Source organism: Paenibacillus sp. FSL P2-0136 (assembly GCF_037975325.1).
GTDB classification, from domain to species: domain Bacteria; phylum Bacillota; class Bacilli; order Paenibacillales; family Paenibacillaceae; genus Paenibacillus_AQ; species Paenibacillus_AQ silagei.
The window spans coordinates 4,107,018-4,123,808 of the sequence record NZ_CP150244.1 but is presented as its reverse complement, the minus strand read 5'-3'; the positions used below and the strand labels follow the sequence as shown (position 1 = coordinate 4,123,808).

The 16,791-nt window shown below is 52.0% G+C and carries 19 protein-coding genes; all 19 read left to right on the top strand.

Annotated elements, in window-relative coordinates; all coding sequences use genetic code 11:
• Positions 1-9 precede the first annotated feature (9 nt).
• The gene (locus tag NYE26_RS17345) at positions 10-1,401 is read left to right on the top strand and encodes a chemotaxis response regulator protein-glutamate methylesterase (RefSeq protein WP_339249045.1); all 1,392 of its coding nucleotides are present in this window, start codon (positions 10-12) and stop codon (positions 1,399-1,401) included.
• Positions 1,402-1,435: 34 nt separating this feature from the next.
• Positions 1,436-3,526 carry a chemotaxis protein CheA gene (locus tag NYE26_RS17340; RefSeq protein ID WP_076078627.1) on the top strand — a complete coding sequence of 697 codons (2,091 nt, stop codon included), beginning with the start codon at positions 1,436-1,438 and terminating at the stop codon, positions 3,524-3,526.
• 27 nt (positions 3,527-3,553) lie between these two features.
• Positions 3,554-4,015 carry a chemotaxis protein CheW gene (locus tag NYE26_RS17335; RefSeq protein WP_036692546.1) on the top strand — a complete coding sequence of 154 codons (462 nt, stop codon included), beginning with the start codon at positions 3,554-3,556 and terminating at the stop codon, positions 4,013-4,015.
• A 3-nt stretch (positions 4,016-4,018) separates the two neighbouring features.
• Positions 4,019-4,645, top strand: coding sequence for a chemotaxis protein CheC (locus tag NYE26_RS17330; protein WP_036724698.1), 627 nt, complete (start codon positions 4,019-4,021; stop codon positions 4,643-4,645).
• Positions 4,638-5,135, top strand: a complete 498-nt coding sequence (locus tag NYE26_RS17325; protein ID WP_036724701.1) for a chemotaxis protein CheD — start codon at positions 4,638-4,640, stop codon at positions 5,133-5,135. Before NYE26_RS17330 ends, NYE26_RS17325 begins: the two co-directional genes overlap by 8 nt.
• A gap of 2 nt (positions 5,136-5,137) precedes the next feature.
• Positions 5,138-5,548 carry a hypothetical protein gene (locus tag NYE26_RS17320; RefSeq protein WP_209879044.1) on the top strand — a complete coding sequence of 137 codons (411 nt, stop codon included), beginning with the start codon at positions 5,138-5,140 and terminating at the stop codon, positions 5,546-5,548.
• Between the two features lie 78 nt (positions 5,549-5,626).
• Positions 5,627-6,415, top strand: a complete 789-nt coding sequence (locus NYE26_RS17315; protein WP_036724703.1) for a FliA/WhiG family RNA polymerase sigma factor — start codon at positions 5,627-5,629, stop codon at positions 6,413-6,415.
• A gap of 30 nt (positions 6,416-6,445) precedes the next feature.
• Entirely contained in the window at positions 6,446-7,849 is a 1,404-nt protein-coding gene (locus NYE26_RS17310; RefSeq protein WP_036724705.1) for a FapA family protein, read from the top strand.
• Positions 7,850-7,918: 69 nt separating this feature from the next.
• On the top strand, positions 7,919-8,227 hold the full coding sequence (locus NYE26_RS17305) for a hypothetical protein (protein WP_076078632.1): 309 nt from the start codon (positions 7,919-7,921) through the stop codon (positions 8,225-8,227).
• Positions 8,228-8,296: 69 nt separating this feature from the next.
• Entirely contained in the window at positions 8,297-8,869 is a 573-nt protein-coding gene (locus NYE26_RS17300) for a hypothetical protein (protein WP_339249044.1), read from the top strand.
• Positions 8,866-9,468 carry a hypothetical protein gene (locus NYE26_RS17295; protein WP_339249043.1) on the top strand — a complete coding sequence of 201 codons (603 nt, stop codon included), beginning with the start codon at positions 8,866-8,868 and terminating at the stop codon, positions 9,466-9,468. Before NYE26_RS17300 ends, NYE26_RS17295 begins: the two co-directional genes overlap by 4 nt.
• A gap of 161 nt (positions 9,469-9,629) precedes the next feature.
• Positions 9,630-10,331, top strand: coding sequence for a 30S ribosomal protein S2 (rpsB, locus tag NYE26_RS17290; RefSeq protein WP_036692565.1), 702 nt, complete (start codon positions 9,630-9,632; stop codon positions 10,329-10,331).
• Positions 10,332-10,477: 146 nt separating this feature from the next.
• The gene (tsf, locus tag NYE26_RS17285; protein ID WP_036724710.1) at positions 10,478-11,128 is read left to right on the top strand and encodes a translation elongation factor Ts; all 651 of its coding nucleotides are present in this window, start codon (positions 10,478-10,480) and stop codon (positions 11,126-11,128) included.
• 102 nt (positions 11,129-11,230) lie between these two features.
• Positions 11,231-11,959, top strand: coding sequence for a UMP kinase (gene pyrH / locus NYE26_RS17280; RefSeq protein WP_036692582.1), 729 nt, complete (start codon positions 11,231-11,233; stop codon positions 11,957-11,959).
• Entirely contained in the window at positions 11,960-12,514 is a 555-nt protein-coding gene (frr, locus tag NYE26_RS17275; protein ID WP_036724711.1) for a ribosome recycling factor, read from the top strand.
• 78 nt (positions 12,515-12,592) lie between these two features.
• The gene (locus tag NYE26_RS17270) at positions 12,593-13,360 is read left to right on the top strand and encodes an isoprenyl transferase (RefSeq protein ID WP_339249042.1); all 768 of its coding nucleotides are present in this window, start codon (positions 12,593-12,595) and stop codon (positions 13,358-13,360) included.
• A gap of 20 nt (positions 13,361-13,380) precedes the next feature.
• The gene (locus NYE26_RS17265) at positions 13,381-14,184 is read left to right on the top strand and encodes a phosphatidate cytidylyltransferase (protein ID WP_076078640.1); all 804 of its coding nucleotides are present in this window, start codon (positions 13,381-13,383) and stop codon (positions 14,182-14,184) included.
• Between the two features lie 23 nt (positions 14,185-14,207).
• Positions 14,208-15,347, top strand: coding sequence for a 1-deoxy-D-xylulose-5-phosphate reductoisomerase (locus NYE26_RS17260; protein WP_036724716.1), 1,140 nt, complete (start codon positions 14,208-14,210; stop codon positions 15,345-15,347).
• A gap of 147 nt (positions 15,348-15,494) precedes the next feature.
• Complete coding sequence (gene rseP / locus NYE26_RS17255; protein WP_036724717.1) at positions 15,495-16,769, top strand: RIP metalloprotease RseP; 1,275 nt, start codon at positions 15,495-15,497, stop codon at positions 16,767-16,769.
• Positions 16,770-16,791 lie beyond the last annotated feature (22 nt).

The window sequence follows — 16,791 nt, the reverse complement described above, 5'->3', positions numbered from 1 at the left end:
GGAAAAGCTATGAGGCCATATAAAGTTCTGGTTGTTGATGATTCTGCATTCATGCGCAAGATTATTTCCGATTTAATAGAGAATGATGCCGACTTTCAAGTCACAGCGACAGCTGCCAACGGACGCGAGGCGATTGAGAAGGTTAACGAGCTTCGTCCGGATCTCGTAACCATGGATGTGGAGATGCCTGAGATGAATGGCCTGGAGGCGCTCAAAAGTATCATGGCCCAGCGTCCGCTCCCGGTGATTATGCTGTCCGGCATTAATGAAGAGGGTATGAAGGAGACGATTCTGGCCTTGGAGTGGGGGGCTTTCGATTTCATCCGAAAGCCGTCCATTTCAAACTCCCAGGATATCATCGCTGTCGGAGAGTCCCTCCGGGAGCAAATGAAGGAAGCGATGCTGGCGCGCGAGCGCCGTGAAGCCCGCGCTTCCGCCGTCAAATCGCCTGAGCCTCCTACTCCCGCTGCTGAACCGCCTGCTCCGCGGGCTGTTGTGGAACCGGTAAGAAGGAAGCTGGAGCCGTCCAAGAAAGAAGCGGATAAAGCGCCGCTTCAGGGCACGGAGAAGCCAAGGGTCAGGGCGCCGCTTGAACCGCCCGCTGACAAACGGAAGCCGGAGACCGGCACTGAGCCGGCGGCTGCGAAGCGGGTAGCCAAGCCTGCGCCGGCAGTGCCTAAACCGGCTCCCGACAGGTTGAAAGGCCGCTCCCAGGAGGCGCAGGGCGCCGGAAGGGCTGTACAACGTGCGGCTTCTGAAGTTGCTGCAGGCTCGTTCGTTGAACCTCCTGCAGCAACAGGAGGCCAGGCAAGCGGAAGCCGGAGCGTGCGTAAGCTGGTTGCTGTAGGCTGCTCAACCGGAGGTCCGAGAGCGCTGAAGGCATTCCTGGAGAACATCCCCGGTGACTTCCCGGCACCGATTGTCATTGTCCAGCATATGCCGCCTAACTTCACCAAATCGCTGGCCCAGCGTCTGAATACCTTCAGCGCGCTGGAGGTCGCGGAAGCGGAGCACGGTATGATTCTCCGGCAGGGTGCGGCGTATATTGCCCCCGGGGGTTATCACCTGACAGTGGTTCCTGTGCCTGGCGGCCAATACATGATAGAGCTTACTAAGGAAGAGGTCCGTAATGGACATCGTCCTTCTGTAGATACACTGTTTGAATCGGTATTGCAGCTTACCTCGCTGGAACGTCATGCCGTCATTATGACGGGGATGGGCAGCGACGGGGCCCGTATGATGAAAGCACTCTATGATTCGGGGGTGACATCAACCTTTGCGGAGAGTGAAGAAACCTGTGTGGTATACGGAATGCCGAGGTCTGCAGTAGAGTTGAAGTGTGTAAGACACATCCTGCCTTTGCAAGAAATTGCTCCAAGGCTGGTACAAGCCGTTAAATAATGGAATAGCGAACTCGAAGGGGAGGTACCCGCTCATGGACATGAACCAATACTTATCCATGTTTATTGATGAGTCAAATGATCATCTGCAGTCTTTGAACGAGAGCATGATGGGGCTGGAAGCGAATCCGGAGGATCTGAGTATTGTTCAGGTGATTTTCCGCTCCGCCCATACCTTGAAAGGTATGGCGGCTACAATGGGGTTTGAAGATTTGGCTTCGCTTACGCACCAAATGGAGAATGTGCTCGATCTGGTGCGCAATAACAAACTGCGGATGCAGGACTTCATTTTTGATACCCTGTTCAAAAGTATTGACGCTCTGGAATCCATGGTGGAGGATATCACCGGCGGGGGAGCGGGCAAGGCTGATGTAACAGAGATTGTCTCTTCCCTGCAGGCCATCGTACGCGGAGAGGTTCCTTCTGCCGGCAATGCTTCTGCTGAAGTCACTGCTGCTGCGTCCGGCAATGCCAGCGCGGCCCAGGTGTTCCTGGATGAATTCCAGTACTCAGTGCTGGAGCAATCCCTTCAGGAAGGCCATCAGGTGTTGTATGTGGATGTGGCGATCCGCAAGGACTGTCAGCTCAAGGCTGTACGTGCCTACATGGTCTTCGACCTTCTGGAGCGTTCAGGAGAAGTCGTGAAATCCTTCCCTTCGGTTCAGGACATAGAGCAGGAGAAATTCGATTACGGATTCTCCCTCTACTACATAACCCAAAAGGATGCCAGCGAGATTCAGAAGATGATTCTGAATCTGTCAGAGATCGAAGCGGTTACCGCTGTGGCGCTTGATCAGGAGTCACTTCGCCAAATGGGGCAAGACACTGCGGCAGCTACAGCCGAAGCGCCCGCTCCGGCTCCGGTGCAGGAAGCTGCTCCCGTTGCTGCCGGTAATGCTTCCCCTGCGGCTTCTCTGCATCCCAAGGAAGAGAACGGCAAAGCAGCCCCGGCCCGGGCAGGAGGGTCGCCGTCGCCTTCCCGGACCATCCGTGTGGATATTGAGCGGCTGGATGTGCTGATGAATCTGTTCAGCGAGCTGCTTATTGACCGTGTCCGGCTGGAGCAGCTGGCCTCAGAGGTCCAGAACGGGGATCTTACAGAAACGGTTGAGCATATGGGCCGGGTGAGCGGAGATTTGCAGAATATCGTAATGAAGCTCCGCATGGTTCCGGTAGACACCGTATTTAACCGGTTCCCGCGGATGATCCGCGATCTGGCGAAATCGCTGGACAAGAAGGTGGATTTAATCATCACTGGAGCAGATACAGAGCTTGACCGTACCGTGATTGATGAGATTGGCGATCCGCTGGTCCATCTGCTGCGCAATGCGGTTGACCACGGGATTGAATCTATTGCAGACCGGATTGCGGCTGGAAAGCCGGAGACAGGGACCGTCCAGCTCCGGGCCTTCCATAGCGGCAATCATGTGTTCATCGAGATTGAAGAGGATGGCAAGGGCATCTATCCGAAGAATGTCTTAGCCTCTGCTGTCAAAAAGGGTGTGATTACCCAAGAGCAGGCGGGCACGATGACAGATGACGAAGCGTACCAGCTGCTCTTCGCGCCTGGATTCAGTACAGCTGAGGTCATCTCTGACGTATCGGGCCGGGGCGTGGGTCTCGATGTGGTCAAATCCAAAATCTCTTCCCTGGGCGGTAACGTCACCATCTACTCTACACCAGGCAAGGGCACGAATTTCTCCGTTCAGCTTCCGCTGACCCTGTCGATCATTGCAGCGATGCTGGTTCGGCTTGGCTCAGAGAAATATGCTATTCCGCTCTCTTCCATCGTGGAGACTGGAATTGTGAAGCAATCCCAGATCCGCACCATTCACGGCAACCGGATGCTGGAGTTCCGGGGCAGCCATATTCCGCTGGTCTCCCTGAGCAAGATCTTCTCCATTCCGGACTATGATGAAAGCACGGAAGAGGAGACGGAGATCGTGGTTGTCCGCAAGGGAGAACGGCTGGTTGCCTTGGCTGTGCAGGACTTCATTGGCCAGAACGAAATTGTAATCAAGAACCTAGGCAAGTATCTCCCAGAGGTGCAGGGAATTTCCGGAGCCACGATTCTTGGAGACGGACAGGTAGCGCTTATTATCGATCCGAATGCTTTTATCAAATAATCAGGTTAGAACAGGGAGGGTCATTCCATGGCTGAAGATATCAAAGTAATTGTATTCAAGCTTGGCACTGAAGAATACGGCATTGAAGTAGAGAAGGTCCAGACGATTGAACGTATGATGCCGATTACCCGCGTACCGAAGACCTATTCCTTTATCAAAGGTGTGATCAATCTGCGCGGTGTCGTGATTCCGGTTATCGATCTGCGCGGACGGTTCGGCATTGAGGAAGCGGAGCACACCGACCAGACCCGGATCATCATCGTCAATGTGAATGAGATGGAAGTGGGCTTCATTGTTGATTCAGCCAACGATGTCATTGATCTGAACCGTGACATTATTGATGTACCGCCGGATGTCGTGGGCGGAATCAAGGCGAAGTATCTGGACGGGGTGGCCAAAATTGGTGATGACCGCCTGCTGATTATGCTTAACCTGTCTGAAGTGCTGAACAAGAGTGAAATCGTGCAGCTGGAAAGCCTGGAGGGCTAGCCTATGGAGCTATTCAAGAACTTCAAAGACTTCAAAATGGATGTACTTAAGGAAGTCGGAAATATCGGGGCCGGCAATGCTGCCACCGCCTTATCACAACTGCTTAATAAGCCGATTGATATGGCGGTTCCGAAGGTACAGCTGCTCAGCTTCGAGGAGATCACCGATAAGGTGGGCGGAGCGGAGGAACTGGTATATGCGGTATTCCTGCGTGTGGAAGGTGAAGCCCCGGGCAACCTGTTCTTCATTCTTACCCCAGAGGCGGCAAGCAACCTGCTCAGCCGGATTGCCGGCATTGAAGTCTCCGGCGGCGATGAGCTGAGTGAGATGGAGTTATCCGCACTAAGCGAGATCGGCAATATTCTGGCCGGCTCTTATCTCTCTTCCCTGGCGGACTTCACCTCCCTGACCATGTATCCGACAGTGCCGGCGCTTGCAATGGATATGGCCGGAGCCATTCTTGGCTACGGGCTGCTGCAGTTCGGTCAGATGGGCGATGATGCGCTGCTGATTGATACTACCTTTTTAGAAGGCCAAAATGAAATTGAAGGACAATTCTTCCTTATTCCCGATCCGGAATCGTTCCCCAAAATATTCAAGGCTTTAGGAGTACCGTTCGACAATGATTGAAGAGCAGAGCATCATTAAAGTAGGTATGGCGGATCTGAACGTAGGCAGCCAGGACAGCCTTATTCGTACGACCGGTCTTGGCTCCTGCGTAGGTCTGACTCTGTTTGATCCCGGTAAAAAGCTGGCGGGGATGGCTCATGTCATGCTGCCCTCTTCAGAGATTGCCAGGGAGGGACAGCTGAATATCGCCAAGTTCGCAGATACTGCTGTGCCTGAGCTATTGGCCCGCCTGCTGGGGCTGGGGGCGGTTAGAAGCCGGATTGTGGCCAAGATGGCCGGAGGCTCGCAGATGTTTGCTTTTGCCGGAGGGAGTGACACCATGAGGATCGGGCCTCGGAATGTGGAATCCTGCAAGCTTGCTCTTGAGAGCCTTCATATTCCGCTTATCGCGGAGGACACGGGCGGCAATTATGGGCGCACGATAGAAATCTCCTGCAATACCGGAGTGATTTTTATCCGCAGCGTTCAAAAAGGCCCGAAGGAAATTTAGCCATGAGCAGGAAACTATTGCTGAATATTGTGGCCGGACTGATCGGATTTGTACTAACCTTCCTTGCGAACAACGGACAGAACCTGCTGGGTACCAGCCTGATCCGGGGCATGTACGGATTTATTATCTGGTTTGTGCTTGCTTTCTTCCTGAGATGGGTATTGGGTTTTATTATCGGAAAAGAAGCCTCAGACCCGGAAGCCGGTTTGTTCGATAACGGAGAGTCTCTTGGCGGGAAGCTTGATATTAGTACACCTGAAGAGGATCAGGAGCTCAAAGACCTGTTAACCCCAAAACGGGAGGCGGTCAGTGAAGAGCCCGGGGGGTTCACGCCTTTGCAGCCTCCGAAGCTAGTCTCTATGAAAGATCCTGAAGAATTGGCCAAGGCCGTTCGTCACCTGAAAGAAGAATAAGCGAGTACTGCGGCGAAAGTCCGTCATCTTGCGCCGCATGTTTGCCCGCTGACTAAACTTTGGGAAGGGTGAAAGCCGTTGAACGAGCGTAAAGCAGCTCAGTCGGAAACAGACCTGCTTTGGGAGCAGTGGAAAGAGCACGGCGATCCTGAAGCTAAAAAAAAGCTGATTGAGAGTTATCTCCATATTGTTGATTACGTGTCCAGCCGTCTGGCAGTAGGGCTGCCCAAAAACGTCTCCAAGGACGATTTGGCCAGCAACGGTGTCATGGGACTCATTGATGCGATCGAAAAATTCGACTACAAGCGGGGGCTTCAATTCCAGACCTATGCTTCGTGGCGGGTTCGGGGAGCAATCCTTGATTCTCTGCGGCAAAGTGACTGGGTTCCCAGATCCGTACGCGAAAAAGCGAAAAAAATCGAGGATGCCTACCAGCAGCTGGAGCAGAAGTATTTGAGATCGGTAAGTGACGATGAAATGAGCAAGTATCTGAATATTTCGGAAACGGAGTTTCAGACGATGCTGCAGGATGTCGCAGTAATGTCGCTCTGTTCATTGGAAGATCCTATACGTGAAGAAGAATCAGAGACACGAATGTCCATATTGGTAGATGACAAGGCCAAGAATCCGGACCGTAAAGTGAATGAGTTCTACCTGCGGGATACGCTAACCAAAGGCATCGAGAAACTAACAGTGAAAGAACGGACCGTCGTGTCCCTTTTATATTATGAGGATTTATCTTTAAGCGAGATTGCGGAAGTGATGTCACTGTCTCCTTCGCGAATCTCCCAGCTTCATTCCAAAGCTATTTTGCGGCTAAGAGGAACACTTGAGAAGAACCGGGACCTTCTGATGCAAAATGATTAACCGGGTGACGGTGACAAGGGGGAGCAGAAATTGATCGGTCAATATGTATTGAGCCAATACCTGAGCATTACTTTTTCGGAGGATAAGGGGATTGCTTACCTTCAGTTCACCAAGAAGGATGAGAATTTCACCTGTTCGGTCGAGGACCTTGAGAGCTTCCTGTCCAGTCACAATATTCGTTTCGGTATCCAGCATGATATTGTGCAGCGGATTAGCAGCAACCCGGAAGAATACTTCTGGAACCGGGTGCCGATCGCGATTGGACAGCCTGCTGTCAACGGTAAGGATGGTCGTATTGTGCTGACCGTTGATATGGAGGAGGACCGCAAGCCTCTGGAGAAAGAGGATGGCAAGGTGGATTACAAAGAGTTGGTCCGGCTGCATAACGTAAGGAAGGGCCAGCTTATTGCCAAGGTTATTCCGGCAGAGAACGGTGTGAGCGGCAAAATGGTAACCGGGGAGGAGCTTCCGTTCCGGGCAGGGAAGGAGGCTCATTTCAAGGTAGGCAAGAATGTGGTGGTGGATCAGGAAGAGACCTCCATGTATTCGGCGATTGACGGATTGGTCACGCTGACAGACAAGGGCAAGATCAATGTATTTCCGGTGTATGAAATCAATGGGGATGTGGATTACAGCACGGGCAATATTGATTTCGTGGGCACGGTGGTCATCCGCGGCAATGTGCTTACCGGCTTCACCGTCAAATCCGCAGGAGATATCCGGGTGGTCGGCGGTGTAGAGGGGGCCGAGCTGATATCGGGCGGGTCCATCGAGATTACGGGCGGCATCATCGGATATAATAAAGGGCTCGTTCATGCCGGTAAAAATGTTAAGGTCTCGTTCATCCAGGATGGCAATGTTGTGGCCGGGGAGGATGTTATAGTCTCACAAAGCATCATGCATTCCAGCATCCGGGCAGGCCGCGACGTGTTGTGCAACGGCGCCAAAGGCTTAATTGTTGGCGGTATTGTGCAGGCGGGTGAACACGTGATTGCCCGCACCATCGGCAATACCATGTCTACAGCTACAGCGATTGAAGTGGGCGTTGTTCCCGAGCTGAGAAATGAGATCAACGAACTGCGCCAGGAGCTTCGTCAGCTTCTTGAGAATGAGGACAAGACCAATAAGGCGCTGTATCTGCTTAATCAGCTGGCGAACAATGGCCAGCTATCGCCCGATAAGGTGGCGCTTCGCGTCAAGCTTAATGCAACCAAGCAATCCCATATGCGTGATGAAAAGAGAATTAAAGAGCGTGTGCTGGAGATCGAGCGCATGCTGGAGGACACCGGCAGAGCTAAGGTTGATGTCGTCAAGACGATCTATGGAGGCTCTAAGATCGTAATCGGCAGATATACCAGGTTCGTCAAGGACCCGACGGAGCGGGTATCCTTCATTTACAGTGAAGGGGATATATCCATAATACCGTATGTATAATCAGGCAGGCAGCTGAGGCGGCCTGCTATTCCTTGATTCTGTAACCAATGAGTGGAAAAGAGGGATCTTATGAGTCTGAAACCGGTGGAACTGCAAATTGCTTTGCCCCGTACCCATGATGCGGGCAAAGTTCAGAACAACCTTCAGCAGCGTCCTGCACTCGACCAGCAGCAATTGGCAGGCCAGAATGTCAAGCAGACCCAGGAGATTGCGCAGCGCAGCAGCGAGGTGGACGAGTCCGCAGAATCCGCGCTGCGGGACGGCGGAAAGGGGAACGGCTCCGGGAGTCAGCCTCACACACGTAAGCAGGGCAATCAGGAGAACACCCATGATGCCGAACATCCCTATAAGGGGCACCGTATAGATTTCAGTCTCTGATTTCGACCAGAATAACCGCAAATGCAGTTAAGGCATCCTATGAATTAAATGCAGAAGGAGATTACACATTTGGAACCATGGGTATACATCGTGCTGGTAGGCGCAGTTGCTATTGTTTATGCCCTGCGGCTGCCGGCCAGAACGGGTAAGGAAGACTTGGAGAAGAAGAGCCTGAAGGAGACGGAGGCGGCTCTGGAGCTCTACATGGCTGATATCGAGCACGAGAACTCCGAGCTGCTGAAGCTGGTGGGCGGTATTAAGACACAGTCACAGAGCAATAAGGCGGCCCTGCAGGAAGAGATCGGTGGACTGCGGGAGCAGGTGGGCGAGCTGCAGAAGAGCCTGCTGCTGATGGATGCGCGGCTGACCGCAGAAGAGAAGGGACTGCTTCAGCTGGCAGCCACCTTCTCGCGGGAAGCTTCGTCCGGCCACGCGGAGAAGCCCCAGGGCAGGGAACAGGCTGCCGAGGCAGTACCCCCTGTTAAGCCAAGACCTGTCAGCTCCATTAAGCTGCGGTATCCCCGGCTGTTCGAGCTGCATGAGCAAGGGAAATCAATCGATTCTATCGCCAAGACCGCCGGTCTGCAGCGGGGTGAGGTGCAACTGATCCTGCAGCTTGCCCAGCAGGAGGAATCCGTATGATGAAGAACCGGTTCTTTATGCTGGGACTAGGGGTCGGGCTGATAGCCGGCGCGCTGCTGCTGCAGCTGATGATAGCCGGACGGACGGCGCCTCTGACCAAAGAAGAGCTGATCCGGCAAGCGGCTAGCCTGAACCTGACTGTTGTAGATCCGGCAGAAGCTGCTGCAACAGCAACGTCGTCCCCGGAGGAAGCGGCCAAGGCCCAGGCTTCCGGGGCGCCAGCAGCAACACCGGCATCTACGCCTGCTGTCCCGCCCAAGCCGGCTGCAGTGCCAAGCGCCGCAACGACTCCGGGCAAGCCTTCAGCTCCTGCACAGCCGCAGAGCACCGCAGCACCTGTTACCAAGGCTCCGGCTACGCCTGAAGCGCCTGTGGCTGCGGTTGACGGGGTAATCTCTCTTAAGATTCCCACTGGAATTACTCTCGCCCAGACGGCAGATTTACTTGCGGAAGCCGGGGTTATTGAGGATAAGAATAAGTTCCTCCAGACGGCAAACAGCCGTAAGGTGAATACTATCATTCAATACGGCAGCTACAGCTTCACCAAGGGAGAGAGCATCAACTCCATTATTGACAAGCTGATTACCGTAAAAAAGTAATCGTTGCATAGGCTGTTTTATTATGATATATTAATTGACGGTGTTAAAACACACGCCGGTTGATTTCGACAAGGGGTGCTTTCTTCTGAAGAAAGTCTTGCTGAAAGATGACGCGCGGCGGAGGAGACACACAATAAACCAAACTTAGGAGGTGTGTGAAGATGGCAGTAATCTCCATGAAGCAGCTTCTCGAAGCTGGGGTACACTTCGGTCACCAGACTCGTCGTTGGAACCCAAAGATGGATCGTTATATCTTCACTGAAAGAAACGGAATTTACATTATTGACTTGCAAAAGACAGTCAAAAAGGTAGAGGAAGCTTACAACTTTGTAAAGAGCGTCGCTGGCGACAACGGCACAATCCTATTCGTAGGAACAAAGAAGCAGGCACAGGATTCCGTAAAAGAAGAAGCTGAACGTTCGGGTATGTTCTTCATTAACCAGCGTTGGCTCGGTGGTACCCTGACTAACTTCCAGACTATTCAGAAGCGTATTGACCGCCTGAAGAAATTGGAAGCTTGGGAAGAAGACGGTACCTTTGCAGTATTGCCTAAGAAAGAAGTTATCCTTCTCCGCAAAGAGAAAGATCGTCTTGAGAAATTCCTGGGCGGTATCAAGAACATGAAAGGTCTTCCAAGCGCGCTGTTCATCATTGACCCGCGTAAAGAGCGCATTGCTGTAGCAGAAGCTCGCAAATTGGGTATTCCTATCGTAGCTATCGTTGATACTAACTGCGATCCGGATGAAATTGACTACGTAATTCCAGGCAATGACGACGCTATCCGCGCCGTGAAGCTCTTGACTGGTAAGATGGCTGATGCCGTTGTTGAAGCTCATCAGGGCGAAGACACAACTACAGCTTAAGTAGTAACCGGAACATAAAACATAAACTTAAATGAAAAAGGGTGGTTGGCAGGTGGATAACCTCTCACTGCCCTTTTTTTAAAATGCATGCGAGTATCACTTTATGCCTGCGTATGACAACGACTATGATCCTGGAGGGAATAACAATGGCAGTAGATGCAAAAGCAGTGAAGGAACTTCGTGAAAGAACCGGGGCAGGAATGCTCGATTGTAAGAAAGCTTTGGAAGAAGCAAACAACGATATCACCAAAGCAGCAGAATTGCTTCGTGAAAAAGGTCTGTCCGCAGCAGCCAACAAAGCAGGACGTATTGCTACTGAAGGAACTGTAGAATCCTATATCCACGCTGGCGGCCGTATTGGCGTTCTGGTAGAAATTAACTGCGAAACTGACTTTGTAGGCAAAACCGATTCCTTCAGAGAATTCGCACGTGACATCGCTATGCAAATCGCAGCAGCGAACCCGCTGTATGTCCGCCGTGAAGAAGTACCTTCTGCAGACGTAGAGAAGGAAAAAGAAATTCTTAAGGCACAAGCGCTGAACGAAGGCAAGCCTGAGAAGATCGTTGAAAAAATGGTGGAAGGCCGCATCAGCAAGTTCTATGAAGAATACTGCCTGATGGAGCAATCCTTCGTTAAAGACCCGGACAAGACAATCTCCCAGCTGCTGAATGAAAAAATCAGCACGATCGGCGAGAACATCACAATCCGCCGCTTTGTTCGTTTCGAACTGGGTGAAGGTCTTGAGAAGAAAGTCGACAACTTCGTAGAAGAAGTTATGGCACAAGTAAAACAATAATAACTGCATGACATTGATTAAGAACTGAATACAGGCAAGCATCAAAAGAGCGGAACACATACAAGTAGTGTTCCGTCTTTTGTAGAAAGTGAGGGTATATAATTGGAACAACCGGTATTTAAGAGAGTAGTCCTTAAGGTAAGCGGTGAATCGCTCGCCGGACAGAATGGCTATGGCATCGATGCCGATACGATCATCTCTATTGCAGAGCAGGTCAAGGAAGTCGTGGAGCTTGGAGTTCAGGTTGCGATTGTATGCGGCGGTGGCAACATCTGGCGCGGAATCGCCGGAAGTGCAAGCGGTATTGACCGGGCAACAGCCGATTATATGGGAATGCTGGCAACAGTGATGAACTCGCTGGCATTGCAGGACGCTCTGGAGCAGATCGATGTCCCTACCCGGGTTCAGACCTCTATTGCCATGCAGCAGATTGCTGAGCCTTATATCCGCCGCCGGGCGATCCGGCATCTGGAGAAGGGCCGCGTAGTTATTTTTGCCGCAGGGACAGGGAATCCGTTCTTCTCGACAGATACTACGGCAGCGCTTAGAGCAGCCGAGATTGAAGCCGAGGTTATCCTCATGGCCAAGAATAAGGTAGACGGCGTCTACTCAGCAGATCCGTTCAAGGACAGCACAGCCGTGAAATATGAGCAGCTTACTTACATGGATATTCTGAACAAAAACCTGGGGGTTATGGATTCTACCGCTTCCTCACTCTGCATGGATAATAATATACCGCTCATTGTGTTTGCTATTACAGAGCAAGGCAATATTAAACGCGTCGTTCTCGGCGAAAAAATCGGGACGATCGTTAAAGGGAGTGTAAATTAAATGCCACAATCGGTTAAGAAGAATGCCGAAGAGCGTATGGAAAAAGCGATTCTCTCGCTGAAACGCGACTTGGCAACACTGCGGGCAGGACGCGCTTCGACGTCGCTGCTGGATCGCATCCAGGTTGAATATTACGGTGCTCCAACTCCTATTAATCAGCTGGCCAACATCAGCACACCGGATTCCCGGACCCTGCTGATCCAGCCGTGGGACAAAACTTCAATGTCAGACATCGAAAAGGCGATTATGAAATCCGACATTGGGATTACTCCAGCCAATGACGGTACGATCATCCGCCTGTCGATTCCTCCGCTTACCGAAGAACGCCGCACTGAGCTGGTGAAATTCACCAAGAAGTTCGGTGAAGAAGCGAAGGTAGCGATCCGCAACATCCGCCGCGATGCCAATGATGACATCAAGAAGATGGAGAAGAACGGCATTTCAGAAGATGAATCACATGGACATCAGGAAGATATCCAGAAATCAACGGATAAGTTCATAGCTGAAGTCGACAAAGTGCTCTTGTCCAAAGAAAAAGAGATTATGGAAGTATAACGAAATTCATGAGACTTCAGGCCCCTCCGTTAATGGTGGGGTTTGTCTCTTTCTGATAAGAGCTTGGAGGAAACGGAAATGATCAAACGGATTCAAGAATGGCTGAGCCGTAAAGACAGGCAGGAGCCAGTCGAGATTTCACCGGATAATATTCCCCGGCACGTAGCGATAATTATGGATGGCAACGGACGCTGGGCGAAGCGGCGCGGTATGCCCCGGGTTGTGGGCCATCAGAACGGGATGAAGGCAGTCAAACGTGCTACGATTGCAGCGAATGACCTCGGAGTAGAATTTTTGACTCTGTACGCTTTCTCTACGGAGAACTGGACCCGGCCTAAGGATGAAGTGGATTTCCTGATGCGCCTCCCCGTAGAATTCCTGGCGATTGAACTGGATGAACTCATTGAGAAGAATGTACAGGTGCGCGTAATGGGCAACACGGAGGCTTTGCCTTCCCATACCCGCAAGGCGATGGAAGAAGCGGTCGCCCGCACACTAAGCAATACCGGACTTATACTTAATTTTGCTCTGAACTACGGCGGGCGTAAGGAAATTGAGGACTGTATGCGCGCTCTGGGCAAGGATATCCAGGCAGGAATTCTGTTACCTGAAGAGATCACTTCAGAGCTGATTGACAACAGACTGTCATCCAGCGGATTACCCGATCCTGACCTGCTCATCCGTACGAGCGGGGAGATGCGGCTCAGTAACTTTATGCTGTGGCAAATCGCCTATAGTGAATTTTGGTTTACGGATGCGTACTGGCCGGAGTTCGACAAGACGCATCTGATGCAGGCTGTGGCTGAATATCAGCGCCGCACACGCCGTTATGGTGGATTGAAGTAGCCTGATGGGAGAGGGATTCTTTGAAGCAGCGATTGATTACCGGAATTGTTGCCGGGGCCTTGTTTTTAGGGTTATGCTATTGGGGTGGCTGGCCGTATCAGCTGATGCTGACTGCGATGGCCCTCATCGGCTATTATGAATTTGTGAAAATGACAGGTACAGCAACCTTCGGGCTGACTGCTGTATTTGGTTATGCCTCTGTAGTAGGCTTTATGATTCCTTGGGATCTCCTGGGAACGAATAAGCTATTTTCCTGGGAACAGGGGATTTGGCTGGTATTGCTGCTGTTCCTGCTGGTCACTGTCTTCAGTAAGAATAAGCTTGATATCAAAATCACCGCGATGATGTTCACTGGCATTGTTTACATAGGAATGGGGTTCTCGTATATGGGAATCGCCCGCGGTGCGGGAGATGGCCATGGCCTCTTCTGGACGATCCTGCTGCTGTGCTGTATATGGGGCAGTGATGCCGGAGCCTATTTTGTCGGCAGAAGCTTCGGGAAGAACAAGCTGTGGCCTGCGATCAGTCCTAACAAGACTATAGAGGGCGCGCTTGGCGGAGTATTGATTTCTGCTGTCATATCGATTGTGTTTGCTATACTGGTTCCTGATCTGCTGACTATCGGACGCGCGCTGCTGATTGGAATTGCCTGCGCTGTGCTGGGTCAACTTGGAGATCTTGTACAATCTGCCTATAAACGGGTGTACGGTATTAAGGATTCAGGCTCACTCTTGCCGGGTCACGGTGGCATCCTGGACCGCTGCGACAGCTGGATCATCGTATTTCCTTTCGTACATATCGTAATGCTGATGCCTTACTATTAACGACAGGGAGAAGGAAAGCAACTGTGAAAAGAATTAGTATTCTCGGCTCCACGGGTTCCATCGGTACCCAGACGCTGGATGTGGTCGCTATGCATCCGGAAGCTTTTGAAGTCGATGGACTGGCGGCGGGAAGTAATACTTCACTGCTGCTGGAACAGGTCCGCCGTTTCAAGCCTCGCCGTGTATCGGTATCCACGAAGGAGCTTGCAGAGGAGATCAGATCCAGTCTGCCTGCCGGTGTAGAGCTGTACAGCGGAAGTGAAGGTCTGGTGGAGATTGCTGCCGGAGGCGATGCACAGACGGTCGTAACTGCGCTTGTAGGCAGTGTAGGACTTCAGTCTACGCTGGCGGCGATTGAAGCCGGCAGACATATTGGACTGGCTAATAAGGAGACACTGGTGACCGCCGGACATCTGGTTACAGAGCTGGCTGGACGCAAAGGTGTGAAGCTGCTGCCAGTGGACAGCGAGCATTCGGCGATTTTCCAATGCTTAAATGGGGAGAACCGTGAAGATGTGGCTTCAATTACCATTACTGCCTCGGGTGGCTCGTTCCGTGATTATAAGCGTGAACAGCTTACGAATGTTACCGTAGCGGACGCACTGCGCCACCCCAATTGGAGCATGGGGGCCAAGATTACTATTGACTCGGCAACCATGGTTAACAAAGGCCTGGAGGTTATTGAAGCCCACCATTTGTTCGCCCTTCCGTATGAGCAGATTGATGTGGTGCTGCATCCGGAGAGTATCATTCACTCCTATGTGGAGTTCTGCGACAGCAGCATTATTGCTCAGCTTGGGACTCCTGATATGCGGGTTCCCATTCAATATGCGCTCACCTATCCCGACCGCTGGCCGTCTCCTGCGAAGCGTTTGTCTCTGGCTCAGGTAGCCAGCCTGACCTTCCGGGAGATGGATTATGAGCGCTATCCGGCGCTAAAGATGGCTATTGACTGCGGCATAGCGGGCGGCACATTCACAACAGCCTTCAATGCAGCCAATGAGGTCGCCGTGGCCCGCTTCCTGCGCGGTGAGATTCCCTTCCTGCGGATTGATGAGATTATTGATGAAGTGCTTCAGCGTCATCAGGGTGAAGCGAACCCCGGTCTGGAACAGATTCACAGTAGCGATATAGCTTCCCGGGAGCTTGCGGCTGTCCTGTAAAGGGATAAGAGGCCTTTGGAAACGGTGAATATGGCTGTACCCTGAAAAATAGGTGTGGACTGTTGATTCTCTTGTGCCCTGCCTTGGAATAATGATAAATTAAGAGGACATACTTCGGTCTTACACCTTAAGGGGGAATGTTGCGCTATGGAGATGGTAAGAGTTGTTTTTTTAACGGTGTTTATGTTCTTTGTTCTGGTGACTGTCCATGAATGGGGACATTATTATTTTGCCAAACGCGCCGGAATTCTTGTACGGGAATTTGCGATCGGTTTCGGTCCGAAACTGTTCTCTTATAAACGCGGTGAAACCCAGTTCACGCTCCGCCTGCTGCCCTTCGGGGGATACGCCCGTATGGCCGGCGAAGATCCGGAGATGGTTGAGATCGGCCCCGGGCAGACCATTGCTGTCCGGCTGGGCCAGGATAACAAGGTAAAGAATATTTACCTCGATTCCCTGGATACGCGCAGAAATGTTATACGCGGCGAAGCACAGTTCACGGATCTGGAGAATGAACTGAAGATCCGCCTTGATGTAGATGGTGAAGTGACCACCTATGATGTGAATCCGCAGGCGATGATGATCAAAGGCACCCAGCAGACGCAAATTGCGCCCAAGGACCGCCAGTTCGGCAGCAAAACCGTCGGCCAGCGCGCGATAGCGATCCTGGCCGGACCGGTAATGAACTTCATTCTGGCGTTTGTGCTATTTGCACTTCATCTGCAGATGGCCGGAATACCGGTGGAGAATCCGACCTATGTGAAGATCGGTGACGTCAGCTTAGGGATGCCTGCGCAGGAAGCAGGTCTTCAGAAGGGCGACATCGTGGTCACTGTGGACGGGCAGGCCATCGGCGGAGATTACCAGAAGATGATCAAGCTGACTTCAGCCTCCAAAGGCAAAGAAATGAACTGGACGCTGAAGCGCGGCGAAGAGACCTTGAATGTGACCATGATTCCCCGTGGAATGGAAGGGGAGCAAGGCGGCAAGGTTGGAATTACGCCGGAGCTTCCTACCCGCAAGGCCGGAGTGGGGGAGACAATTACCAAGTCCGGTACAGCTATGGTCGACACCACCAAGCTGATTTTTATCGGCTTCAAGCAGCTGATCAACAAATTTAATATGGATGATATCTCCGGGCCGGTGGGCACGTTCCAATTGACCGGGCAGATTGCCCAGCAGGGGATTCAGTATTTGACCTATTGGGCGGCTATTCTCAGCCTGTATCTAGGGATCTTCAATCTTCTGCCGATTCCTGCACTGGATGGCAGCCGGCTTGTATTCCTGGGTGTTGAGGCACTGCGCGGCAAGCCGGTGGACCCGAGCCGGGAAGGCATGGTCCACTTTGTAGGCTTTGCCCTGCTGTTCCTGGTGATGATCGCTGTTACGTATAATGATATTTTACGCCTCATAAGCGGCTGACGGATGTCATATCTTTTTTATC